Raw genomic sequence first — 24452 nt, forward strand, 5'->3', positions numbered from 1 at the left:
GCAGCGACTGCCGCTTTTTTTGCATCCTCAGGTTGAGCAGGTGCAGGTTCAAGTGTTGGCTGAGGCTCACTCGGCGCCGTTTGCTGCTCTGCCTTGCGTGCTTTCGCGCGGGCAATGGCAGCAGCGACTGCCGCTTTTTTATCATCACCAGTTTCTGCTGGTGGCGCATCAGCACTGGTTTGCTGCGCTTTTTTCTCGCGAGCTTGACGTTTGCGCTCTTCGCGCAATTTAACCATTTCAGCGTTATCTGGCTCGACTTGACCTGCTTGCAGTGCTTCGGCTTGCTTGGCTTTAGCGCGAGCAATAGCCGCAGCAACGGCGGGTTTTACGGTGCTTGGGTTGTTTTCTGTTTGTGCTTTTTGCGCTTGAACGCGAGCAATGGCCGCTGCAATCGCATCGTCGCCGCCTGTGTGTTTCATCTCTTGACGACGTTCATCGGCTGCTTTTTTGAAACGATTCTCGCGATCGGCTTTATCGCGTTCTAAACGTGCTTTTTTCTCTTCGAAACGTACTCTGGCACGTTCAGCGGCTTCTGATTCTTGTTGGCGAGTTTTTATCTCGGCCTTGGCTTGACGATAGTATTGCACCAATGGAATTTCACTGGGGCAAACATAAGCACAAGCCCCGCACTCAATGCAATCTTTGAGGTTCAGTTCTTCACACTTATCATATTCTTCCGCTTTCGCGTGCCAGAACAGTTGCTGAGGTAATAAGGAGGCCGGGCAGGCTTCCGCGCACTGACCACAGCGAATGCAGGCCATTTCATGTTGTGAAGAGGCAATCTCTTTACGAGTGGGTGCCAGAATGCAGTTGGTGGTTTTGGTGATCGGAACTTGCGAATGAGGCAGGGTGAACCCCATCATCGGGCCGCCCATGATAAGACGCGGTAATTTTTTATCTGCCTTATAGCCAAATTGTTCGAGTAAATATTGTACGGGTGTGCCTAATAAAACCCAGACATTCCGGGGCTGTTTAAACGTATTGCCCGTTAAGGTGACTACGCGGTTAATCAGGGGTTCGCCATCCATGACGGCGCGTTTAATCGCGTAGATAGAGCCAACATTTTGTACCATCAAGCCAATATCGGCTGGAATTTTACCCGCAGGCACTTCTTGGTTGGTCAGCAATTTAATTAACTGCTTTTCACCACCTGAAGGGTATTTGGTTGGGATCACGCGGATCAAGATGTCTTTATGTATTGCGGCGGCTTCTAACGCTTGAATTGCTTCAGGTTTGTTATCTTCAATACCGATGATGGTTAATTTGGGCTTAAGAATGTGCTCTACAATACTGATCCCATCGATGATCTCTGCGGCATGGTGCTGCATGAGTACATCATCGGCCGTGATGTAAGGTTCACATTCGGCGGCGTTGATGATCAAAATATCAGTGCGAGCGAGGCCTGATTGCATTTTTTTTGCAGTAGGAAAACCGGCGCCGCCCAACCCAGAGATGCCAGCTTGACGAATGATTTCAATCAATTGCTCTGGGGAGTGTTGTCGATAATCAGCCAGTGGTGCGCACACTGCCCACTCATCTTGTTGATCAGGCGTGATGACAATACACATTTCACTTAACCCAGAAGGGTGCGCCGTGGTGCGCGGTTCAATGGCGGTAATGATGCCAGAGGTTGAAGCGTGTACAGGCAACATGAAGGTTGAGGTGTATTGTGTCAGTGGTTGGCCTTTGAGTACTTTATCGCCAACGCTGACCAGTAAATCACCGGCTCGGCCAATATGCTGTTTGAGTGGCAATACAATTTCTTGCGGTATACTGGCATGAGTCAGTGTCGTTTGATTTGACTGCTGTTTATTTTCTGGCGGGTGAATGCCTCCCGGGAAGTTCCAGAGAGTGCCAGCTTTGATTTGTTCTATTAATGACAACATACCAATCCTTAATTCACGCTTTTCTGCGCACGTGAGGCAGAGTCGGTAACATCAACAACAGGAATCGCGTTCATTTGCCACTTCCAAGTATCGGTCGTAGTTTCTACCGGGATCATTTCAATACAGTCCGTTGGGCAGGGGGCAACACATAGATCACAGCCAGTACATTCTGACTTGATCACGGTATGCAGAGCCTTAGTTCCACCAACAATGGCATCTACGGGACAAGCTTGAATGCATTTTGTACAACCGATGCACATATCTTCATGAATGAAGGCAACGGTTTTGACCTTATTATCAAGATCATGCGCAGACTCTTCAGCTTCAACGCCCATTAAGTCAGCCAATTTTTCAATGGTTGCTTGGCCGCCGGGCGGGCATTTATTGATTTTATCGCCATTGGCAATGGCTTGTGCATAAGGGCGACAGCCCGGATAGCCACATTGACCGCATTGTGTCTGCGGTAAAATCGCATCAATCTGATCGACGATAGGATCGGCTTCTACTTTAAAGCGGATAGAGGCAAAACCTAAGATAGCGCCAAACACAGCGGCCAATGCGACAAGTGCAAGAATAGCGATGAGTATTGTGCTCATATTACAACTTCACCAATCCTGTAAAACCCATGAAGGCGAGTGACATAAGACCTGCGGTTATCATAGCAATTGATGCGCCTTTGAAGGGCGTTGGTACGTCGGCTACGCCGATGCGTTCGCGCATGGAAGCAAACAGAATCAATACCAATGAGAACCCAACCGCGGCACCAAAACCATAAATAATGGATTGAATGAAGTTATGATTTTCGTTGATGTTGAGAAGCGCAACCCCAAGTACCGCACAGTTGGTGGTGATAAGAGGAAGGAAAATCCCGAGCAGGCGATATAACGTTGGGCTGGTTTTGTGTACCACCATTTCGGTGAACTGCACCACCACGGCGATCACTAAAATAAAGCTCATGGTGCGTAAGTACTCAATACCTAATGGTTTAAGAACATAGCTTTCTACTAAATACGCACACACTGACGCTAGAGTTAGCACGAAAGTCGTCGCTAACCCCATCCCTATTGCGGTTTCTAGTTTTTTTGATACGCCCATGAAAGGACATAGCCCTAGAAACTTTACCAGTACAAAGTTATTGACCAGCACAGTGCCGATTAATAACAAAAAATATTCGGTCATAGTTATATAAGTCTTAAGTTCCGATCTGGTGATTATCGTGCTTTGCCAAGCGAATAACAACCAAGGAAAGATAAGGTTTTATACCTTTGACGGAATTTTGTACGCTGCTACGCCAGTATTAGGTTGATATGGGGCGTTATAAAGCAGTGTCAGCCGGCTATTTTTTATGTGTCGAAAAATGGGCTTGACTTAAATAACACCAAGTCAGTACATACTCACTGTCAGGCCAGTGGTAACCAACGCTGATTGTGCATGACGGGTTTAAAAAAGGATGAAGATCAGTGTGAATCTGAAAAATGAGTCGTTTGGCGTGTTTGTCAACATGGATCAGTTCTACCACGTGAAAATCAAGAACCTGTTCAACCCATGGATAAATGGCTTTATAAATCGATTCCTTCGCGGAAAAAATCAACGTAATAAAGCTCGCTAATTGGGCAAAGTGATGAGCAAAAATGTGCTCTGCGGGTGTCATTACTTGCTGGCGAATACCACTGAGCCATTCATCTCGTATGAGTTGTTCAATATCAATACCAAGAGCGGCACACGCTTGAGTCTGGTGAGTGGCGGCTGCGATAGCGTAGCCATGGCAATGGGATATTGAGCCTACGATATTTTGCGGCCAAACCGCTTGATTCCCCTTGCCAATCTCCAACGTTAGCGACTGTGATTGATCCAGTTTGGTTAGGCAGTGTTTTGCACACATCCTGCCAGCTAAAAATTCACAATGGCGCTTTAGCACGGCTTGGTTTAAAGAAGAGGGCAGGGAGATCCCTTGCTCTTCAAGTTTATTTTTGTATTCAGGCAGGTACTTCACTTCAAGCTGGTGGTATTGGATGAAAGATGGCCAGTTTGGAATGATGAGCATGCCTATTTTACCTATCGAGTGAGTGAACTTGTTCGATGCGTCGCCTGCGTGGTGACGTTTATCTCAGATTGAGTGAAAAATCACTCCCCCAGTCAAAAACAAAGTGTTGATGTCTAGGAGAGTGAGTCAGAGTTATTAACTAGAACTGGTAATCAGCGACTATGCCAAAGGTGCGTGGACCGCCGACTTCGTAGAGATCACTTTTCTGGCGAATCACGTACTCTTCATCAGTGACGTTTTTCACGTAAGCGCGAATAGTCAAATCGTTGAGAGTGTAACCTGCATTCAGATTGAACACGGTGTAATCGCCAGCCGTTTTACTCTCTGTGTTGGCTAAATCGGTATAGTAATCGGAAACGTGGTTAACACGAGCACCAAAAAATAGACCGGAATCTAAGTGTTGAGTAAAGCCCGCACCTGCAGACAGTTTAGGAGCGTAACTGAACTCATTGCCTGAGAGATTGGTAGAAGTACCGGTTGGTCCTTCGCTGATGTCCGTTTTAAGAAGACCGACAAACGCAAACAGGTCGAGCCCAGAATCAAACCAGTAAGAGGCTTCAACTTCCGTACCGTAAGTTTTCCCTTTCGGTATATTGGTGATATAGGTGTCGAAGCGTTTTCCGCTGTCACCTGAGACCGAAGTTTGATAATTTTTGTAGTCGTTGTAGAACAGGTTAGCGGTCAGATCCAGCTTGTCATCCAGGAAGCTTGAACGAGAACTTAGCTCGTAGCTCCAGACTTTTTCTTGTTCAAAAACAAAAACTTCTTCTTTGTACTCGTTATAGCCTAATCCACCGGCATTGTAGCCTTTACGGGCCGTAAGACCGAGGGTGGAGTGATCTGAGACATCAAGTAATAGACCAATCTTAGGCAATAGGATGCCGTCATCTTCATCGGCTTTAAAATCGAGTGGTAGGGTAGCGTGATCGAAATCTCGCTTCAGTTCATCTCTTTCATAACGTGCACCTAATAATAGCTGCCAACGATTATCCAAACGAATTCTTGAGTCAAAGTAGATTGAGTTGGTTAAAACTTCATCTTTACGTTTTAATGAATCTGTTTCGGTGTATTGATCTTTGAAGAAGCTGGCTAGGCCTAGAATCGCATTGTACTTTTCATCAAGTGATTGATATGTAAGCTTTGCTTCTGCAGTGTAGTTATCTTCATCCACATCACCATACCAATTAGTATCAGGATAAGCTTTGAACTTGGTGGTGTAGTTACGATGGGCGACTAAAATATCCGTTGTCAGTTCATCATTAATCACATAATTGACGTCTAGGTTGATATTCCAGCTTTTGGTTTCTTGGCGACGCGTGCCACTTTTGCTATGCAGTTCAAGTGTGCCCGGCTTGGTAACGAAGTTGGTGTATTGCCCCTCTTCATTACGGCTACCAACCGTTAGCTTGGCTGTTAGCTTGTCATTTCCTTGAGGTTTCCACAATAATTTACCACGGACATTATAGGATTCGAGCTCGGAAGGATCCCAAGGGTACTGATCGCCGTTAGGCAGAGAGTAATCGATAGGGGTATTGCCTTTGGTACCTTCGGCGGCAAGACGAAACGCTAAAGTATCTTCAACCAGAGGTGCCGACACGACCCCTGCGAGATGATATTTACTGTCTTCATTTTCATAACCAGCGCGAACTTTACCCTCACGGTGGAACGTTGGATCCTTAGTTTTGATCACAACTGCACCAGCAATACTATTGCGGCCTTGGTTGGTGGATTGCGGCCCTTTATAGACTTCCACTTGTTCTGTATCCCACAGTCCAGCTTTACCAAACGCTTCTCCAGACCAAGATTCAGACACGCCGTCTACCGTGGTATTGACGCGCGGTGTTGCGCCTGTCATGAAGGTCAGAAAACCTTCGCCAGGGCCACGTCCATCGACCCCACGAATGTGTGGAATGCCCGAAGGTGCATTGAGTACGTTTGGTACGCGGTCGAGCAGATCGTAGTAATCTCGGCTTTCACCATCATCCACTTCATCGGTGAATAGGGTGAGCGAACTGGTGTTTTCGGCCAGTGTTCCTCCCAATTTCTCACCTACCACAACCACAGTATCTTGCTTTTTCTGTGGCTCTTTTTTTTCGAGCTGTTCCGCGACAACATTTGCGCTAGTACTCACGCAGAGGATGCCAATCAGTGTGGCGAGTTGAGTCTTATTGATATTTCTGACTGCCTTACCATTACCGTTATTCATATCCATGGGCTTCATGACCTAAAAGTTCCTTAATAGAAAAAATGATGTTGCTGCAACCATTATCGAATCAACTGTTGCTGGTTGTAATGTTAATGATAATTGTTATTATTTGCAATATCATAAATGCAGTTTTATGCTACTTAGTTTCTATGTTTCAAAAATACTAGGCTTGATATGGGGTGGTTTTAGTAATGATTGTTAATCAGGAGAGCTCACAAGAGAGGGCTGAGCTCAATGGGGTGTTGGCCCGTTTTATTCAAGAGGGCGGCTCTATTGGTGACGAGCCTTGGTGGGCACATGTGCAATCGATCGGCATGCCTTATGTGATTGAAATAAATGGCGAATGTGCAAAGGTTCTTTTTTTATGGCGTGAGCCGAAGCCGAGTGTAGCCGCAAATCAAGCGATCTACGTTGATATTAATGGTGTCACCGATCATCACAGTTTTTCGATGGCGAAGTTTACTCATATCGATAATACCGATGTGTGGTTTTATATCGATAGCGTCAAACAGAGTTGGCGAGGAGGGTACTCTTTTATTCCTGTCCCAGAAGCGTTAGTGCAGCCGAGTTACCAAGGTTCATACGATGCAATGCGCCACCAACATCGGCAATGGCTACGCTCCATTTTTCCACTGAGTTGCGCTGATCCACTGGCTCAAAATGATTTGTCAAAATGCGAGTGGGGGGGCGCGAAAACACCTTGTCATATGCCTAAAGCGCTTACGCAAACAGAGTGGCTCGGTTTCGATTCAGCGCAAGGTCAGTGCTTCAAAAGTGCTGATTCGACCTTTACTTGGAGCAGCACTTTGCTCGGTACATCGCGTGAGATTTGGCTTTATTCGACCGCGCAAAGACCCACCTCTGAGCCGTTACCCTTGGTGTTGATGCTGGATGGCCGTTTTTGGTCTCAATCGATGCCGGTTTATGAGGCTCTTTCACAGGCGACCCACAGTGGAAAGCTTCCAGCGGCGCTCTATGTGCTGATTGATGAAATTAGTGCTCAACAACGCAGTGATGATCTCAGTTGTAATCCGCTGTTTTGGCAAGCCGTGATGGAGGAGTTACTCCCCTCGATTAACGAGCGCGTCAGAGTAACCCGCGATGCAGACCAAACAGTGATCGTAGGCCAGAGTTTAGGAGGCTTAGCGGCAATGTACGCAGTATTACACTGGCCGCAGCGATTCGGTTCTGTGGTTTGTCAATCGGGTTCATTTTGGTGGCCCGATTTCTCGATCGTTAAACCCCCCAGTGAATATTGTCCACCGGAAAGCGACTCGCGGTTAAGCAAAATGAGCCAAGAGGTACATCAAGGTTTAGGTGCCAATTCACGTCTTGCGCTTTTCCTCGAAGTGGGTAGCGGCGAAGACATCATGATCGATTTAAGTCGAGATCTATACCAACAGTTGGCTTCACAACAGCATCGGATTCAATTTCGTCTGTTTGACGGCGGTCACGATCGACTCTGTTGGCGCGGCGGGATCATCGATGGCTTGTCATATGTTTTAGAACCTTATCTTTAATTTTCATCGGTAGAGAGAAATATGTCAGAAAAATACACCAACCCTTTTGATGAATCTAAGCATCAATTTTTAGTGCTGATCAATTCGCATAATCAATACAGTTTATGGCCAGAATTCAAAGCCATTCCCGCTGGTTGGCAAGCCATCCTTGGACCGAGGTCAAAACAAGAGTGTTGCAACTACATCGAAGCTCAGTGGTTAGATATTCGAGCTTAAACCAAACGAGTTTTGACTCCTGCAATAGCGGCGCTGTTCATTCATGCTTGTTAAGCGGGGTAACAAAAAGGGACATAGGCAATGACTTTTGTTAGGAATAAAGAGATGTACAACTCATCAGTGCAAGAGGATCAGTGGCCTCTTATCGGCACACAGCAAGGTATTTGGTTTGCCGAGCAGATGATGCCCAACCCAGAGCAATTTAATGTTGCCCACTACGTGGTGATTCAAGGTCAAATCGATATTGAGTTATTTTCAAACGCGGTAGCCATCGGCTTGCAAGGCGTTGATTCCCTCCACTGCCATTATCTAGAGAGCGATGGCAGCGTGAGGCAGCAGTTTTATCCAGCGGATGAAGAAGGGCAGAGGCTTGAGATTCTCGACTTTTCACAAGCCGCCTTGCCAGAAGAGTCGGCTCGGGAGTGGATGAAGCACGATCTTGCGCAGCGGTTGGACATTTCATCAAGAAAGAGGCGTTTCCGACACTGTTTAATTGATGTTGGTTCAAGCAATGCACCGCAATGGTTTTGGTATCAACGTTACCATCATATTGACGTGGATGGGTTCAGCGTGAATGCCATCAGTCAATACATCTGCCAACTATATAACCATTGGCGGATTGGCGCTGCGAAACCTCAAGAGTTCAGCGCTTTTAGTGATGTAATTCAAGAATATCAGCAATTTTTAGACTCAGCAGCGCGCCAGCAGGCGTATGACTTTTGGCAAACGCAAGCGGCTCATTTACCCAATATTATTTCGCTCACCACAGGTAGCGCAGCCAATACATCATCGAGCACGATCACTCACACCGTGCCATTAATCGGTGGAGAGTGGTTAACTCGCAATAGTCCACAGTTGTTACCTGCCGAGCTTGCGATGGCGATGGTATTTGCTTATCTCCATTTACATTCTGGGCAAGAGCAAGTGTGTGTTGGTGTCCCCTTTATGCGCCGAATGGGCAATGCCGCCACTTGTGCCGCTGGTGCGGTAGTGAATGTACTGCCGGTGGCGCTGTCACTTCATCCACAAATGAGCATTATTGATGTGGCGCGAGAGATGAATAAAAATATCCGCCAAGTTCGTCGCCACCAGATGTATGACGCTGAGCAGATCCAGCGTGATTTGGGATTAGTAGGCCAGCCGCTCTATGGCCCGATACTCAACTTTAAACCCTTTGAAGCTGCACTGAGTTTATCTGGCGTAGAGACTGAGACACATATCCTCTCGGCAGGTCCGATTGATGAGATTGAATTTTCGCCAGTGCTCGATGGTCAGACACTGAGTGTTAATATCACGGCCAACAGCACCAAATATAGCCAAGAGTCATTAGAACTTCATGCCGCTCGTTTCGTTGCGATGGTAGAGCAGATTGCCAACCATCCAACACAGCCACTTGATTTGGTAGAGTTAATCCCGCCGAGCGAGAAGCAGCAGATTGCTTTGTGGTCGGTGGGGCCACAACATGAACATGAAACAGAGCAAACCGTGCTGGATGTGTGGCAGCAGACAGTTGAGAGCAAGCCAAACGAAGATGCCTTGGTGTTTAAACAGCAGCGTTGGACATTTGATGCCTTCAATCACCTCATTGAAACTCGAGCGGATCAACTGATTACCGCAGGTTTGCGCCAAGGCGATATTGCAGGTGTCGCGTTACGACGTGGGCCTGAAAGCGTCGTGACTATGCTAGCGATTTTGCGAGCGGGTGCGATTTACCTGCCTATCGATCTTGATTATCCCGTTGAACGTATTGAATCGATTGTTGAACAAGCACGCCCTTGGTGCTTAGTTGTGGAGGAGAATGAGCAAAACATGGCTTATTCATCGATAAGCTACGTCCCTAGGTTTATTGCTCTTCCTGAATTGGCTCGCATTCACACAGCACCACAACCCAAACCGACGATCAGTCACAGCGACGTGGCTTATATCATCTTTACTTCAGGTTCGACTGGTCACCCGAAAGGGGTCATGAACACACATGGAGCGCTGTTGAATTTACTGCGCTCTCATCAAGGTTCGATTTTTTCTGCGGCTATCAGAAAACTGGCGACACGTCGTCAGTTACCAGAACAAGCTATTACTGTTCGTGCAGCGCATACGACGTCATTCTCCTTCGATGCTTCTTGGGAGCAAGTACTCTGGATGTTGTCTGGCCATACTATGTATTTGTATGACGATGAACAACGGAAAGATGCCTACGAACTGGTTCAGTGTGTTGCTGAAGATAATATCGATGCTCTTGATTTACCGCCTTTACTGTTTGATCAAATGCTCGATAGTGGATTAATGACGAACGATCACGTGCCGACGTTAGTTTTGATTGGTAGTGAAGCCATACCACAAAAGCTTTGGTCACGCGTGAGTGAGTTTCCCGAACTGCTGGTGGAAAACTTTTATGGACCAACAGAATTTACGGTTGATGCGATCAGCGCTTCGCTTGATGCAGATGCATCGCCTGTCATTGGTCGACCGATTGCCGGTGCTTGTGTTTACGTGCTCGATGAAAATTTAGAGCCTGTCGCTATTGGTGAGGTGGGTGAGCTTTATTTATCGGGTGCGGGGTTAGCAAAGGGCTACCTCAACCAGCCAAGTATGACAGCAGAACGTTTTGTGGCGAACCCCTTTGCGTATGGCAAGATAATGTACCGCACTGGTGATTTGGTGAAGTGGCGAGACAATGGGCTACTGGATTTTGTTGGCCGGTGTGATCACCAAATCAAAATTCGCGGTTTTCGTATTGAATTGGGCGATGTAGAAAGTGCTATTAATGCGATTGTTGGTGTCAATACGACGGTAGTCGTGGCAGAGCCTGTTGGCGATACTCATCGTTTATTGGCTTACTGTACTTTAGAGAAAGGGACTCAGGATGAGTCAGTTCAACCCGTGTTCACAGAGCAAAGACTGCAAAGTCTTATCGCACAGGCGCTGCCTGACTATATGCAGCCAGCCAATGTGATGATCTTGGATGCTTTCTCTTTGAATGTGAATGGGAAAATCGATAGAAAAGCGCTCCCTAAGTACTCGGCAGGCATGCGTAGCGAACGCGTGGCCCCAATAACCCAACCAGAGCAGCTGTTATGTGATGCGATCACCGAGCTACTTGGTGTCAGTGACGTAGGAATGTCAGATGACTTCTTTAACCTAGGCGGGGACAGTATTTCGGCAATGAGCCTTGGGACGCGATTGCGAACGGCGGGCTATGATCTACGACCCAAAGCTATTTTTGCAGCCCGTCAACTGGGTATGATGGCGGGCCAAATGGTGCCACTACAGCAGCAACAGCGCGAGAAACAAGAAGGTATTATTCGGCCTCTGCCTATGTGGCAATGGTTTGAGGAGACATTTTCTAATACAACCAGTTATGTGCAAAGTGTGCTTGTTGAGGTGGAAAGCGAAACCCAATTAGCGCACTTGCAAGCCAGTTTAGTGCAACTGGTCGCCAACCATTCCGTGTGTCGCTTGGTCCAAAAAGAGCAGCAATACCATATTGAGGCGCTGCAAAATCTTGATGTAAAAAACTGGGTTGAATCGGTTTCGGTTGAGAGGCTAGATGGCCCCGTGTTGGACAGTCTGTTTAGCCAGCGCAGTCAGTCGATGTCAATAGCATCGGGTCAGCTATTACGCTTGATGATGATAACGGAGCGCAGTGGGCGTAAAAGTCTCATGATCCTTGCTCACCATTTCCTTATCGATGGTGTCTCTTGGCGAATATTGCTTCCGCAGTTGCAGGCATTAACTCAAGCACAAGTCACAGGTGAAGTAGCGGTGATTTCTGAGGAGGTTACCGGTATCCATTGTTGGTCAAAAGCGCTGTATCAACATTTAGCGGTCGCTGCTGCACAAATGCCATTTTGGCGAGCGCAGGCACAGCGTGCTGTTGCTCCCATCAAGGATACTGTCGATAAAATACGCATGACGCATTGGCGTACGCCACTCTCTCATGCCGTTACGCAGCCGTTATTGGAATTACCCACACACCAGACGAATCTCGATATTGAAGAGATGCTATTAGCCGCGGTCACGGGGGCGATCGCAAGACTTTATGGGTGTGAAGAGATTAAAGTGAACGTCGAATCTCATGGCCGTGAAGAGTGTAAAGAGGAGATCGATCTCAACCAAACTCTAGGGTGGTTTACCACCGAATATCCGTTGATCATTAACGTGCCAAAGCAGGGTGATTACCGCGAGCGGTTACGTGAAGTGAAGCAAAGTAAGCGCAGTGTGAAAGATAAAGGGCTAGGTTATATGGTGCTGCGCTATCTTGATAATCCGTATCGAGATGAATTACGCACATTAGCGAATACACGCCAACCGTCATTGCTGTTTAATTACCTTGGCCGTTTCCAAAGCAGCGATGGTCAGTGGTCACCACAGCAATATAGTGGGCAGTTTGCCGATACATTTGCCGTCACCTTAAACAGTGAACGAGCTTTGCAGCATCCCTTAGAGCTAAATATTTTCGTCGAAGAATCGGCAACGCCGCGATTGGTGCTCAACTGGTCTTGGAATGCTCATCTGTTCAGCCAACAGGAAATGGTGTCGTTGAGCCAACAGATTGAAAGTGAGCTGCTCAAAATACAGCAAGCGCTACAAGTTGGCGATAGTGCTGAGTTGGACCTCTCTGTACCTGCTGACTATACCGAGCCGGGAATCACACTGCGACAAGCGAGCCTATTGCAACACCACTATGGCAAGTTAGCGGATGTACTGCCAGCATTGCCTTTACAAGAAGGATTACTGTTCCAATCTCAATTAGGGGATAAAAATAGCAGTTATAACTCCACCACGCGTCTTACTTTCCAAGGTCAACTGTCTGAGCATCGCGTGAGCGAAGCGCTTAATGCGGTGATTAGGCGTCATCCGCAGTTGCTCGCTCGATTTGATAGTTCGATATTGGGGCGTACCGTACAGGTGATGACGCAGGTTAATCCAAGTTGGCCACTGACACGTTATGACATAACAAACATGAGTGGTGATGAGCAAAGCGCGTTGATTGATCAGTTAGAGAAGCAAGAGCTAAGCCGCCAGTTTGACCTTAACGATCCTACCCACAGCCTGTTGCAGGCCCAGTTGATTTTTCATGGTGATCAGCAAAGCACACTGCTCCTTTCGGCACATCATCTGGTGGTCGATGGCTGGTCAACGCCGATTTTATTGAATGACTTTCTCAGTGCATACGCCCAAGGGGTCTCGAATTTACCTCCGGTAACCGTCGGCTATGCTCATGTTGTGAGCCAGCTAACGCAGCGTGATAAAACCGTTGCGACCGAGCTTTGGTGCAAAGTATTAGCTGATGTCCAGCCGAGTATGGCTTTTGATGATATTCCGCTTAGCGAGGAAGTTAACGAGCATCAGTTATGGCTATCAAAGCATAAAACGGATCAGTTAAATCAGTGTTTACGACATCATGGCTTAACCATGAGCACCTTAATGCAAGGCCTTTGGGCGAGTATTCTCGCCAGCATGACGGGCCGTGAAGAGGTGGTTTTTGGTACGCCAATCTCTGGTCGGTTCAGCCGTATTGCCGGTATTGATGAACAGATAGGGTTATTCAGTAATACCGTGCCTGTCCGTGTGACACTGCAACCTCACCTTAGTTTGAGTGAGCAATTAAAAGCGCACCAAGCGATCCAAATCCAATTACTGGAGCACGATGAACTTGGCTTGGGTGAGATCCAGCAACTGGTGGGTGGAAAAACACTCTTTGATACTTTGCTGGTGGTCGAAAACTATCCAGATCATAGCCGTTGGTACCAGCAAGATTTTAGCGGCGCGAAATTAATGGCTATCCACAATCGTGGCTATACCCATTATCCATTAACCATTCTCGTCTTACCGGGAGAGCAACTGCATATCCTGTTTGAATATCGAGACCGAGTCGGCGTAGCAAAACAGATCGTACAACGATTTGAGCAAATGCTGGATGAGTTTATGGTGTCGAGTGATAAGCCTTTCGCTGAATGGGATCTGCGGTTAAGTGGCGAAATTGAATTGCAGCAACGCGTCAACCAGACCAAAACCGCCGTTGAACGCACGACACTGCGTGATTTGATGATCACGCAGCAACAACGTTCTCCACATCAGTTGGCTTTAATTGATAGTGAGCACCGTTTTACCTATCAAGCACTGGCTGAGCAGGTGGCCGCCATTGCCGATTTGCTGCTTCAGCAAGGTGTTAAGGCCGGGGATATTGTTGCTGTTGCCTTGCCACGCAGCGCAACCTTGAGCTTGGCGATCTACAGTATTATCGAATGTGGTGCGGCTTATTTACCGTTGGATGTTGGTTATCCAGATGAGCGCTTGGCCTACATGATCAATGATGCTAAGCCTGCGCTGATCATCACTTGCTCTTCATTCACCTCACGTTTTGAAGGTTTAGCGACACTATTGTTGTTGGATAAGTTACCAGCCCCCGTGCGCGCAGAGCGGCAGAACCGCGCAGATGGGCTTACCCCCTCAAATGCGGCCTACTTGCTTTACACTTCAGGTTCAACGGGTAACCCAAAAGGGGTGTTGGTTTCTCATCAAGCGATTGTCAACCGATTGAAGTGGATGCAGCACCAATATCCCTTGAGCTCTGAGGATGTGGTATTGCAAAAAACGCCTTGCAGTTTTGATGTCTCCGTGTGGGAGTTTTTCTGGCCCTTACTGGAAGGGGCGAGCTTAGTGATGGCTCCGGCTGAAGCGCATAAAGACCCTGAATGGTTATTGCAAATAATTGACGATTATCACGTGACCACGATGCATTTTGTACCTTCAATGCTGGCAGCTTTCATGGCCTCAATTGAAGCGAATCAGCCAACGGGTTTCACCGTAGCACCAAGCCTCAAGCAAGTATTTTGCTCAGGTGAAGCGCTTGCGAAAGAGCTCTGCCATCAGTACGCACGTAGAATTAATGCACCGCTGCATAACTTGTACGGCCCGACGGAAGCGGCGGTTGACGTGACTTATTATCCAGCTTACGGCGAGGCATTAAACGCAAGCGTTGGCCGTAGTGCACCGATTGGTTTACCGGTATGGAACACCCAAGTTTATGTGCTCGATAGCTTTTTAAGAGCTGTACCAATCGGTGTGCCGGGCGAGCTCTATCTTGCTGGCGAGCAATTAGCCATCGGTTACTTTAATCGCAGTGCGTTAACGGCAGATCGGTTTATCGCCAATCCGTTTACTTGTGGCGAGCGAATGTACCGCACTGGTGATGTCGTACGTTGGTTAGCGTGTGGCTCGATTGAGTATTTAGGACGCAGTGATGATCAGATAAAAATTCGCGGGCAGCGTGTGGAACTGGGTGAAATTGAAAGCGCATTACAGGCACTTCCTGCGGTAAAACAAGCGGTGGTCTGTGCTCAGACGCTCTCTACTCATTCAGGTATGTTAGGCGCTGATGAACGGCAAATTATCGGTTACGTCATCGCGCATGATATGAGCGTAACGAATGGCGAGAAGCTACGCACTGAACTTTCCGAACATTTACCAGCCCATATGGTTCCGGCGGCTATCGTGTTACTGGATCACTATCCGCTTAGCGCCAACGGTAAGCTAGATAAAAAAGCATTACCGCGGCCAAATGACCTCGCAGTACGGGTAGGGCGCAAGGCTCATCCGGGCCTTGAAACACAATTGGTGACGCTATTTTCTCAAGTATTAGCTGTCGAAACACTGTTTGCTGATGATGATTTCTTTACGCTCGGCGGGCATTCACTGCTGGCGATGAAATTAGCGGCAGATATTCGAAGAGCGCTAAACCTACCTGTCACAGTTGGTCAAATCATGGTTAATCCTACGGTGGAGAAACTGGCGAGTTTGTTGCTGGATGACGATGCTTTTAACGACCCTACCTTAGCTGGTTTTGGCGAAGTGCTGCCTATCCGTGCCGGAAGTGGCCCAGCACTTTTTTGTGTCAACTCTGCTTCTGGCTTTGCTTGGCAATACACAGGGCTACCTAAATATCTGACAGGACATTATCCCATTTATGGTTTGCAATCACCTCGGCCCAGCGGAGCGATGGCGACCAGTGAAACGATGGAAGAAGTGTGTGATCGTTTATTACCCGTCTTAAGAGAGATACAGCCATTTGGACCTTACCATCTATTAGGCTATTCATTTGGCGGGATTGTGGCACAAAAATTAGCCGCGAAGCTTCAACAGCAGGGTGAAGAGGTGCACTTTTTAGGGTTATTGGATACCTATCCACCGGAGGGTCAGAACTGGGATGGCCCGATGGATGAAGAAGAGCAGTACGAAATTGAGCGTGAAAAAGAGCAGTTTCTGGCCATCAATGAGCTAACCGACATTGAATTAGATGAGCAACGTTTGGCGATGTTCAATGAGATTACCGCTAACTATGAAGATGCGGTACGTCTACTTGCACAGGCACAAACGTCTGATTATCAAGGTCCGGCCCACCTTTTCGTGGCGCAACGTACGGTGCCAGATGGTTATGATATTGATGCTCATTGGCAATCTTTTGTTGGCCAGTTGATTAAACATCAGTTTGATTGTTCACATGAAGATATCTTGGCCCCAGAAAATGTACGCCAGATTGGCGAATGTTTAAATACGCTGCTGGAGTCGAAGGCTGCACTGAAAAAATAACAAAAACCACCATCGACGAAACCAGTGCGTATCAAGGCTGGTTTCGTCTTAATTTCCGCGATGTTTTGAAAGCATTACATTCTGGTTTGAATAGATAATAGTATGAATATAAAGAATATATTTTTAGATTTTAGCCTACTGAAAAACAACCCACATTTCCGAATGGTCTTTATGGCCCGTATGATGTCAGTGCTTGCTCTTGGCATGATGACGGTCGCAGTGCCGATACAGATACATCAAATGACCGGTTCGACCTTGCAGGTAGGTCTTATCATGGCATTGGATGGTATCGGGATGTTTGTTGGCCTGCTGCTAGGAGGCGTATTGGCCGATAAGTACGATCGCCGTCGATTGATTTTGTTTGCGCGCGCGACCTGTGGTATTGGGTTTGCTGCATTAGCATTCAATAGCATAGTCGCGCAATCCTCCTTAGTGGCTCTCTATATACTCTCGGTGTGGGATGGTTTTTTTGGCGCTATGGGTATGACGGCCTTGATGGCTGCTTTACCGACCATTGTTGGGCGACAAAAATTACCTGAAGCTGCCGCATTGAGCATGCTAACGGTTCGATTGGGTATGGTTCTTTCGCCAGCGATTGGCGGCTTACTGATCACTGTCGGTGATGTCAGTTGGAACTATATTGCGGCTTCTGTTGGAACGCTTTGTACGCTGATCCCACTGTTTAGATTACCTTCGATGAAACCGCAACATCATACGCCAGAGAATCCATTTCAATCACTGTATGAAGGTGTTCAATTTCTATTTTCAAACAAAGTGGTTGGTTGTGTGGTGCTGTTTGGCACACTCGAAACATTAGCAACTGCGATTAGAGTGATGTTCCCTGCGTTAGCTTTAGTCTCATTTCAGGGCACCGCCGCTAACGCAGGTGTGATGTATTCGGCCATTCCGTTAGGGGCGATGTGTGGCGCATTGACTTCAGGTTGGGTGAAACAGTCGCAAAAGCCAGGAATGGTCTTAATCTACGCGACGTTAGGCTCATTTTTAGCGATTGTGGCTATGGGGCTTGTGAATAATTTTTGGTGGTTTGCTCTCATCTTAGTTGGCTATGGTTATTTGGGTTCGGTCGCTTCTTTGATTCAATATTCGATCGTACAAGGACACACTCCAGATCACCTGTTAGGCCGCGTAAGTAGCTTATGGACGGCGCAAGATGTATCGGGAGACTCGATAGGAGCACTCGGTTTAGGGGCGTTGGGTAAAGTGCTAGCACCAACGATGTCGATCCTCACTTTTGGTTTGGGTGCAACGGGAATTGGTGCGTTGATGGTGATGGCATTTCGCTCATTACGCCAAGCGACTCTGTTTGATCCAGCGCTTATCGTTAACACAAGCTCAGAACCTAACGTCTCCTCAGATGAGGTCACTTCCCAACCTGCGGCGCAAACGATGAATTAGCTATTCGTTTTGCGGTGGGCTCTTGTTGCGTTGCCGTGAGTCGAGAGCGACATGTTACGCACATAATTGAGAATTAATCTCATTAACAATTGATTTTTATGCGTAGACTACTTTAGTATTAATGAAATGATAATTGTTACCATTTATGTGGCGGTTGTCGACGAATACGAGCCTCTTATTTCTGAAGTCGTTATTGGCTTTAAGGCATCACGAACGAGAAAAGCCTCTTTTAACAAGGATTACATTTATGGCGATTCCCAAAATAGCCAGCTACTCCATTCCGTTGGCTGAAACATTTCCGAAAAACAAAGTTCATTGGCATGTCCAAGCGGATAGAGCGGTACTGCTCATTCACGATATGCAAAAGTACTTTATCAACTTTTTTGATCATTCTCAGGCACCCGTTCCTGAGTTATTAGCGAATATTTCAGAGCTGAAATCACTGGCTCGTCAGGCAAATATCCCCGTGGTGTACACAGCACAACCTCCTAACCAAGACCCAATAGAGAGAGCGCTGCTGACTGATTTTTGGGGAACAGGGCTGACAAAAGATACTGAGATTGTGTCTGAGCTTTCACCTGAAGACGGGGATATCCAATACACCAAATGGCGTTATAGCGCGTTTAAGAAAACGCCGCTGTTGGAGTGGATGAAAGAGACACAGCGTGACCAGTTGATCATTGTGGGTGTCTATGCACATATAGGTATCTTATCAACGGCGTTAGATGCCTTTATGTTGGATATACAGCCTTTTGTGGTCGGTGATGCTGTGGCTGACTTCTCTTTGGAAGATCATCATCATACGCTGAAATACATCACGGAGCGTGTTGGCTGCGTGACTTCGCTTGAGGCATTAAAACCACAAATGATCCACAGTCAAGAAACCGGTTTATTGAGCCTTGAACAGATGCGTCAGCAAGTGGCTGAGCTATTGGATCTCGATTTAGATGAAGTGGATGTAGATGAGAAGCTCACTTTTCTTGGCTTAGATTCTATCCGCGCGGTTACCTTATTTGAATCATGGCGCAAGATGGGCATAGAGTGCGCCTTTTCAGAGATGATTAAATATTCAACCTTAAGAGAGTGGTGGCATGTGATGGAGCCTAGTGTTGTTGCTCAGTCGTCACATCAAGTAACGGACACGCGTTCCACTGAAGAGCAACCAGTTTGAGTATACTGGACCACTAGAATAGGGAAAGAGAACGCATCGCCCAGCAAAAGCCGATATCGACGATATTGGCTTTTTCATCTTTAAGTTATTTGAGCGCCTGTATTGCCATGATTAGTGAGAGTATTGCGTTCTTAACCATTTTTTGTCGACTTTGCCCACAGGGGTTTTGGGTAATTCATCGACGAAATGGATGTGATCAGGGATCTTAAATTCTGCTAATCCTTGAGCGTGTAAAAATCGTTTGAGAGTAATGGGTTTGAGCGTTTTACCGTTATCTGGAACGACAATGGCGCAACTGCGTTCACCAAGAAACTCATCAGCAATAGCAACCAAAGCCACATCATGAACATCCTGATGTTGAAGTAGCAGGTTTTCAACTTCTTCGGCTGCGATTTTTTCACCACCACGATTGATCTGATCTTTCTCTCGTCCCGTGACGATAATATTGCCCTCAGCCGTCCTACGCACTCTGTCACCTGTGATATAGAAGCCTTGGTCGGTGAATGAGCGTTGGTTATGTTCTGGAGCTTGGTAATAACCTCGAATCGTATAAGGGCCTCTGGTCATGAGCAAGCCTTCCTCACCCACCGCAGCGGGCTCACCCTCATCGTTGATTATCATCACTTCATCATCAGCTGAAATTGGGCGTCCTTGAGTAGTAACAATCACGCTGAGTGGGTCATCAAGTCGTGTGTAATTAACCAACCCTTCAGCCATTCCAAACACTTGCTGTAATTGACAGTGGAGAGTAGTCGGTAAGCGCATTGCTGCGGCCTCACTAAACTTCGCTCCGCCGACTTGTACCAGAGTGAGGCTCGCGATGTTTTCTGTAGCGGACTCGGCGTATTTCATCCACAGTAGCGCTAACGGCGGCACTAGTGCTGCAACAGTAATGTGGTGCTTCTCAATTAAACGGAAAGCGGTGTGCGGTGTGGTATCGGAAGCGAGCACGACACAACCGCCAGCGTAAAAGACGCCCAATGCGCCGGGCGAGCTGAGTGGAAAGTTATGCGCAACGGGAAGAACACACAAATACCTCGTTTGTGGACCAAACTGACAAATTTGAATGCTACCAAGTACGCTATAAGCGTAGTCATTGTGCGTACGAGGGATCAATTTGGGAGTGCCAGTTGTTCCGCCGGAAAGCTGGAAAAAAGCCACTTGATCAGCAAAGACCGAATCAGTAACAGGATCTTCTTCCACGCAGTGGTAAAGCGTATCTAATTCCTGAATTTGCTCGTGTGAGGATTGACCGCAAACAATGGTATGCAAGAGAGAAGGGCAACTACTTCGTAGTTTCTGCGCGGTTTGCTGCGCGTCAAAGCCCACGATATCGTCTGAAAAAATATAGGCTTTGGCGTGAGTATGTTGGCAAAAATAGCTCAGCTCTAGATAGCGGTGCGCTGGCAGAGCTAGAACCGGTTTAATGCCCCGCATGGTCAAGGCAAAAAAGCAGAGATAGAATTCAGCACGATTGGCCATTTGTAGTACGACATTATCACCCCGCTGCAAACCTAGGGAGCTCAAGCCAGCCGCAAGGCTGATCATTTTCTGATATAAATTTTGATAGCTGTACTGGCCGAAATCATCAATCAGTGCGATGGCGTCAGGGCTTTTTTTTACGGAATCACTGAAATAATCAAATAAGGTTCTTTGTTGCCAGTAGCCTTGTTCACGATAGCGCTGGCTGAACTGCTCTGGCCAAGGGGTAAAATCGGTCGGGTTAAGATTATTCATGACCACTCCTTAGGCGGTAAGTAATTCATCAATTTCAATACCAGCGGCTTTCAAAATGGTGCTCATTTTTGCCCCGGTTTCATCGAGTTCACTTTGTGGTGAGGATTCATTCACAATGCCAGCTCCAGCGAACACACTCATCTCGTTTTGGCTCACTTCAGCGCAGCGTATCGTGACAACCCACTCGCCATTCCCCCGAGCGTCGCACCAACCGATCATGCCAGTGAAGTAGCCGCGGTCGAAGGTTTCGATCTGCTTAATCGCTTGGTAAGCCGATAATCTTGGATAACCACACACTGCGGGTGTGGGGTGTAACTCTGCTGCAATGCGTAACGAGTTAATCATCGGATCATCGGCTTGTCCTTCAAGCACTGTTGATAAATGCAGCATCGTTTCGGTTTCAATCACTGATGGAACCATAGGGGTAAATAAGTTATGGCAGTAGCGGCTGAGCACTTTCTCGACTTCCTCGACGACGAAGGCATGTTCATTCAGATCTTTTTGCGTATCAAGTAATGAAGCGGAGCGTTGTTGGTTTTGCACCGCATTGTTTGATTTAGGACGCGAGCCTGCTAGGGGGTTAGAAACGATAAACCCGCCTTTCTTCGCCAACAACAACTCGGGACTGGCTCCCATTAACTTGGCGTTAGGGCCAATTTCAGTAGAAAAAGTGTAGCCATTGCGATTGATGGACAACAGATTACGCAATAAACGAGTTTGATCGATGTGTTGTGGAGTCGAGAGTTTCACTAAACGTGATAGCACCACTTTTGATAGTTCGGTGGTATTAAACAGCTCAAGTAAGGTTGTGACTCCTTGTTTGTAGTCGTTGCCCGTTGGCGGTGAAACAATGGTCGCTTTGTGGCTCTGCTGCCCTTCTTTTTCACTGGCCCGTGGGCTACCAGAAACATAGAGCTTTTCTGGAATGAAGAAACGCGTCGCCGTCTCTTCATTAAAAGGAATCGTCGCAAATAAAATAGGATTGTCGTACTCATCTGTTTTTGCTGCTTCTAGCATCTTGGTTGCTTGATCCGCCAGCTTACAGAATGGGATCGCTTGATTGAACTGATGAGCAATTCCCACGCCAAGCATGGTGTTGTGAGGCGAAGCAAAAAAGAAGGGAGATTCTTTTAAGTGCTCATCCAATAGCTGATTAGCCATTTTTGAAAACCCAATAACTTCACGTTTCATCACCAAAACTCCATTAATAACGTGTTACGCCTAATTGCTTATTATTTTACAAACCACTAAAGTATGCAGATTATATATGATAATAATTATCAATAACAAATGATAATTAATGTTATTAACTAAGGCTGAGATTCAGTTATGGCTATGGTTTAGTGTGGATTTAACGGAGTAAAGTTAGGAAAATGATGAAATTAGACGAAACGGTTTTATTGACTGGAGCCGGGCAGGGGATTGGTTATGCCGTATTGGAATCTTTACTGGCGAGCGGTTATCGAGTTGTAGCGACGGATAAAAATCACCACCAATTAACTCAGCAATTAGCGAGTTTGAACGCGCGCTATACCGAGCAGCTTCATTGCTATGAGCTTGATTTACAGCATCATGACGACGTCAAAAAAAGGGTACAAGAACTGAATGAGCGCTATCAGTTTGCTCATTTCATCAGCTGCGCGGGCACATTGCACCTTGGTTCAATCACCGAATTATCGATGTCAGAGATCAAAGCGATGTTTGATGTCAATACGTTTGGCACCTTAGCCGCTTTGCAAGGTGTAGCGATAGGAATGAAAGTGCGCCAGCGTGGCAATGTTATTGTGATTGGCTCTAATTCAGCGAATACGCCTCGGCTCAATATTGGAGCATATGCGGCATCTAAATCGGCTTTGCATATGTTGGTCAAGTGCGCAGCTCTTGAGCTTGCAAACGATGGAATTCGATGCAATATCGTTAGCCCAGGCTCAACACGCACCGAAATGCAAACGCAGTTATGGAACAGCGAATATGGTGAAAGAGAAGTGATAAAAGGTAATCTTGAACAGTACCGTTTGGGGATACCCCTTGGCAAAATGGCGGAGCCCGAAGACATTGCTGGGGTTGTTATGTTTTTGATGTCGAATGCAGCAAGTCAAATCACCATGCATGATTTGAGAGTGGATGGCGGCGCTACGCTCGATAATTAGGTGAAGGCCACTGACGATAGGCAAGGTGAAGCAAACGGGAGCTTCACCTTAGTGGTCGTTTACACTGGAGCGTGACAATATTGCTGCTGTTGAAGTGTTGCAACCGCATCATCGAGCGTATTTAAAAAGCACATTGTATCCTCCCAACTTAAGCACTCATCAGTGATGGATTGGCCGTAGCAGAGCGGACCTTTATTCAAAGCTTGGCTACCGCCTTGCAAAAAGCTTTCGCACATTACCCCCGCAATGCGGCGCTCTCCAGACAGCAGTTGCTGGGCAATGTTATTTATTACATCCAATTGATTCTTAGCGATTTTTCCGCTATTGCCGTGGCTGCAGTCAATTACTAGCCTACTGTTGAGCTGGCTATGGTGCAATTGATAAGCCGCACTTTTAACACTGTGACTTGCATAGTTTGGCGTGACACCACCACGTAAAATGATATGGCAATATGGATTACCTTGAGTTTGCACCGCAACCGGTTGCCCATTCTCACCCGCCATAATCAACAGATGTGAATCGTTAGCGGCATGAATCGCATCGATTGCAATGGTCGTATTGCCGTCAGTACCATTTTTAAAACCAATAGGGCAGTGCAATGCTGACGCGAGTTGGCGATGTGGTTGTGATTCAGTGGTTCTTGCGCCAACCGCACCCCAACAAATAAGGTCCGCGATATACGGTGCGATATACGTATCTAAAAACTCAGTTGCTGTTGGTACACCCAGCGCTAAGACTGACTTGAGTAATTCACGGCTAGAGCTTAGCCCTTTGAGTAAGTTAAATTGACCGTTGAGATCAGGGTCAACCATGTATCCTTTCCAGCCAGTCCGCGTTCTCGGTTTTTCAAAATAAGTTCTCATCACCAACTTGAGAGTGCTGCTGAACTGTTTTTGTGCCTTTGCGAGTCGTTGTGCATAGTCAATTGCAGCCTCAGGGTCGTGGATTGAACATGGCCCAATAATCACCAACATCCTTGAGTCACGACCCGACAAGATATTTTGAATGTCTTGGCGGTGTTGGTGAACGGCCATTGATCGTTGATTATCGGTTTCTGATGATTGGTCTAGAAGGTATAGATTGGGTAAAGGAGTGATTGATGAAGCGTTCATCACATTATGTAGAGATTTCATGGGCACTATCCGCATAAACATTACGACGTAATGATAATTATTATCATTAATTGTTTTCGATAGTGTGAAACATTTGTACAATTGTCAATATGTAAACAGATTTAAATCAAAATGGGGGAACGCGTTTAAAATGAGCTGTTAGCAATGATCAATCACTATTACGTTTGTGATGATTGTGCTTTTTGATCTCCTGCCGTAGATCAATACATTAATGCCCACGGTGATTGGTGAGCGTTTGGGGTTACCAATAGAAGATTTTTACCATGGTCGTTTAGTCCAAGAGTACAAGCTGGTCTTATGCTCATATCAAAGGTCTAGATAGTTAGCCGGGCTCAAGAGCATGTTGTAAAGGCCATAAAGTTAGTTTACCCCCCGATTGAT

At 46.8% G+C, this 24452-nt stretch carries 14 protein-coding genes; 6 read left to right on the plus strand and 8 right to left on the minus strand.

What is annotated here, in order from left to right:
- The 5 genes from rsxC to fvtA form a co-directional block, all read right to left on the minus strand.
- On the minus strand, positions 1-1886 hold a 1886-nt coding region (gene rsxC / locus AACR75_RS14435), incomplete at its 3' end, for an electron transport complex subunit RsxC (protein ID WP_047690673.1).
- A gap of 8 nt (positions 1887-1894) precedes the next feature.
- On the minus strand, positions 1895-2482 hold the full coding sequence (rsxB, locus tag AACR75_RS14440) for an electron transport complex subunit RsxB (protein ID WP_013857280.1): 588 nt from the start codon (positions 2480-2482) through the stop codon (positions 1895-1897).
- Position 2483: 1 nt separating this feature from the next.
- On the minus strand, positions 2484-3065 hold the full coding sequence (rsxA, locus tag AACR75_RS14445; protein ID WP_010318463.1) for an electron transport complex subunit RsxA: 582 nt from the start codon (positions 3063-3065) through the stop codon (positions 2484-2486).
- A gap of 157 nt (positions 3066-3222) precedes the next feature.
- Entirely contained in the window at positions 3223-3930 is a 708-nt protein-coding gene (locus AACR75_RS14450) for a 4'-phosphopantetheinyl transferase family protein (protein ID WP_047690676.1), read from the minus strand.
- Positions 3931-4069: 139 nt separating this feature from the next.
- A complete protein-coding gene (gene fvtA, locus AACR75_RS14455) occupies positions 4070-6151 on the minus strand; it encodes a TonB-dependent siderophore vanchrobactin receptor FvtA (RefSeq protein WP_013857277.1) in 2082 nt (693 codons plus the stop codon).
- Positions 6152-6315: 164 nt separating this feature from the next.
- Here fvtA and vabH point away from each other — a divergent pair, with 164 nt between their 5' ends.
- The 5 genes from vabH to AACR75_RS14480 all read left to right on the plus strand — a co-directional run bounded on the left by vabH (position 6316) and on the right by AACR75_RS14480 (position 19051).
- On the plus strand, positions 6316-7656 hold the full coding sequence (gene vabH, locus AACR75_RS14460; protein ID WP_047690679.1) for a vanchrobactin esterase VabH: 1341 nt from the start codon (positions 6316-6318) through the stop codon (positions 7654-7656).
- A gap of 21 nt (positions 7657-7677) precedes the next feature.
- Positions 7678-7872: an MbtH family protein gene (locus AACR75_RS14465; RefSeq protein ID WP_013857274.1), complete on the plus strand. Its 195-nt coding sequence runs from the start codon at positions 7678-7680 to the stop codon at positions 7870-7872.
- Between the two features lie 105 nt (positions 7873-7977).
- Positions 7978-16464: a vanchrobactin non-ribosomal peptide synthetase VabF gene (gene vabF / locus AACR75_RS14470; protein WP_047690682.1), complete on the plus strand. Its 8487-nt coding sequence runs from the start codon at positions 7978-7980 to the stop codon at positions 16462-16464.
- A gap of 102 nt (positions 16465-16566) precedes the next feature.
- A complete protein-coding gene (vabS, locus tag AACR75_RS14475; RefSeq protein WP_047690685.1) occupies positions 16567-17880 on the plus strand; it encodes a vanchrobactin export MFS transporter VabS in 1314 nt (437 codons plus the stop codon).
- Between the two features lie 247 nt (positions 17881-18127).
- The gene (locus AACR75_RS14480; protein ID WP_197056810.1) at positions 18128-19051 is read left to right on the plus strand and encodes an isochorismatase family protein; all 924 of its coding nucleotides are present in this window, start codon (positions 18128-18130) and stop codon (positions 19049-19051) included.
- A 111-nt stretch (positions 19052-19162) separates the two neighbouring features.
- On the opposite strand, the gene vabE is transcribed toward AACR75_RS14480, so the two are convergent.
- Together vabE and AACR75_RS14490 are read right to left on the minus strand one after the other, a co-directional pair.
- Complete coding sequence (gene vabE / locus AACR75_RS14485) at positions 19163-20794, minus strand: 2,3-dihydroxybenzoate-AMP ligase VabE (RefSeq protein ID WP_047690690.1); 1632 nt, start codon at positions 20792-20794, stop codon at positions 19163-19165.
- Between the two features lie 3 nt (positions 20795-20797).
- Complete coding sequence (locus AACR75_RS14490) at positions 20798-21985, minus strand: isochorismate synthase (RefSeq protein ID WP_013857268.1); 1188 nt, start codon at positions 21983-21985, stop codon at positions 20798-20800.
- A 176-nt stretch (positions 21986-22161) separates the two neighbouring features.
- Here AACR75_RS14490 and AACR75_RS14495 point away from each other — a divergent pair, with 176 nt between their 5' ends.
- Complete coding sequence (locus AACR75_RS14495; RefSeq protein ID WP_047690692.1) at positions 22162-22938, plus strand: 2,3-dihydro-2,3-dihydroxybenzoate dehydrogenase; 777 nt, start codon at positions 22162-22164, stop codon at positions 22936-22938.
- A gap of 59 nt (positions 22939-22997) precedes the next feature.
- On the opposite strand, the gene AACR75_RS14500 is transcribed toward AACR75_RS14495, so the two are convergent.
- A complete protein-coding gene (locus AACR75_RS14500; protein ID WP_047690695.1) occupies positions 22998-24071 on the minus strand; it encodes a 3-deoxy-7-phosphoheptulonate synthase in 1074 nt (357 codons plus the stop codon).
- Positions 24072-24452: the final 381 nt, after the last annotated feature.

Origin of the sequence: Vibrio sp. ZOR0018 (assembly GCF_963865925.1) — a bacterium.
Classification (GTDB): Bacteria; Pseudomonadota; Gammaproteobacteria; order Enterobacterales; family Vibrionaceae; genus Vibrio; species Vibrio anguillarum.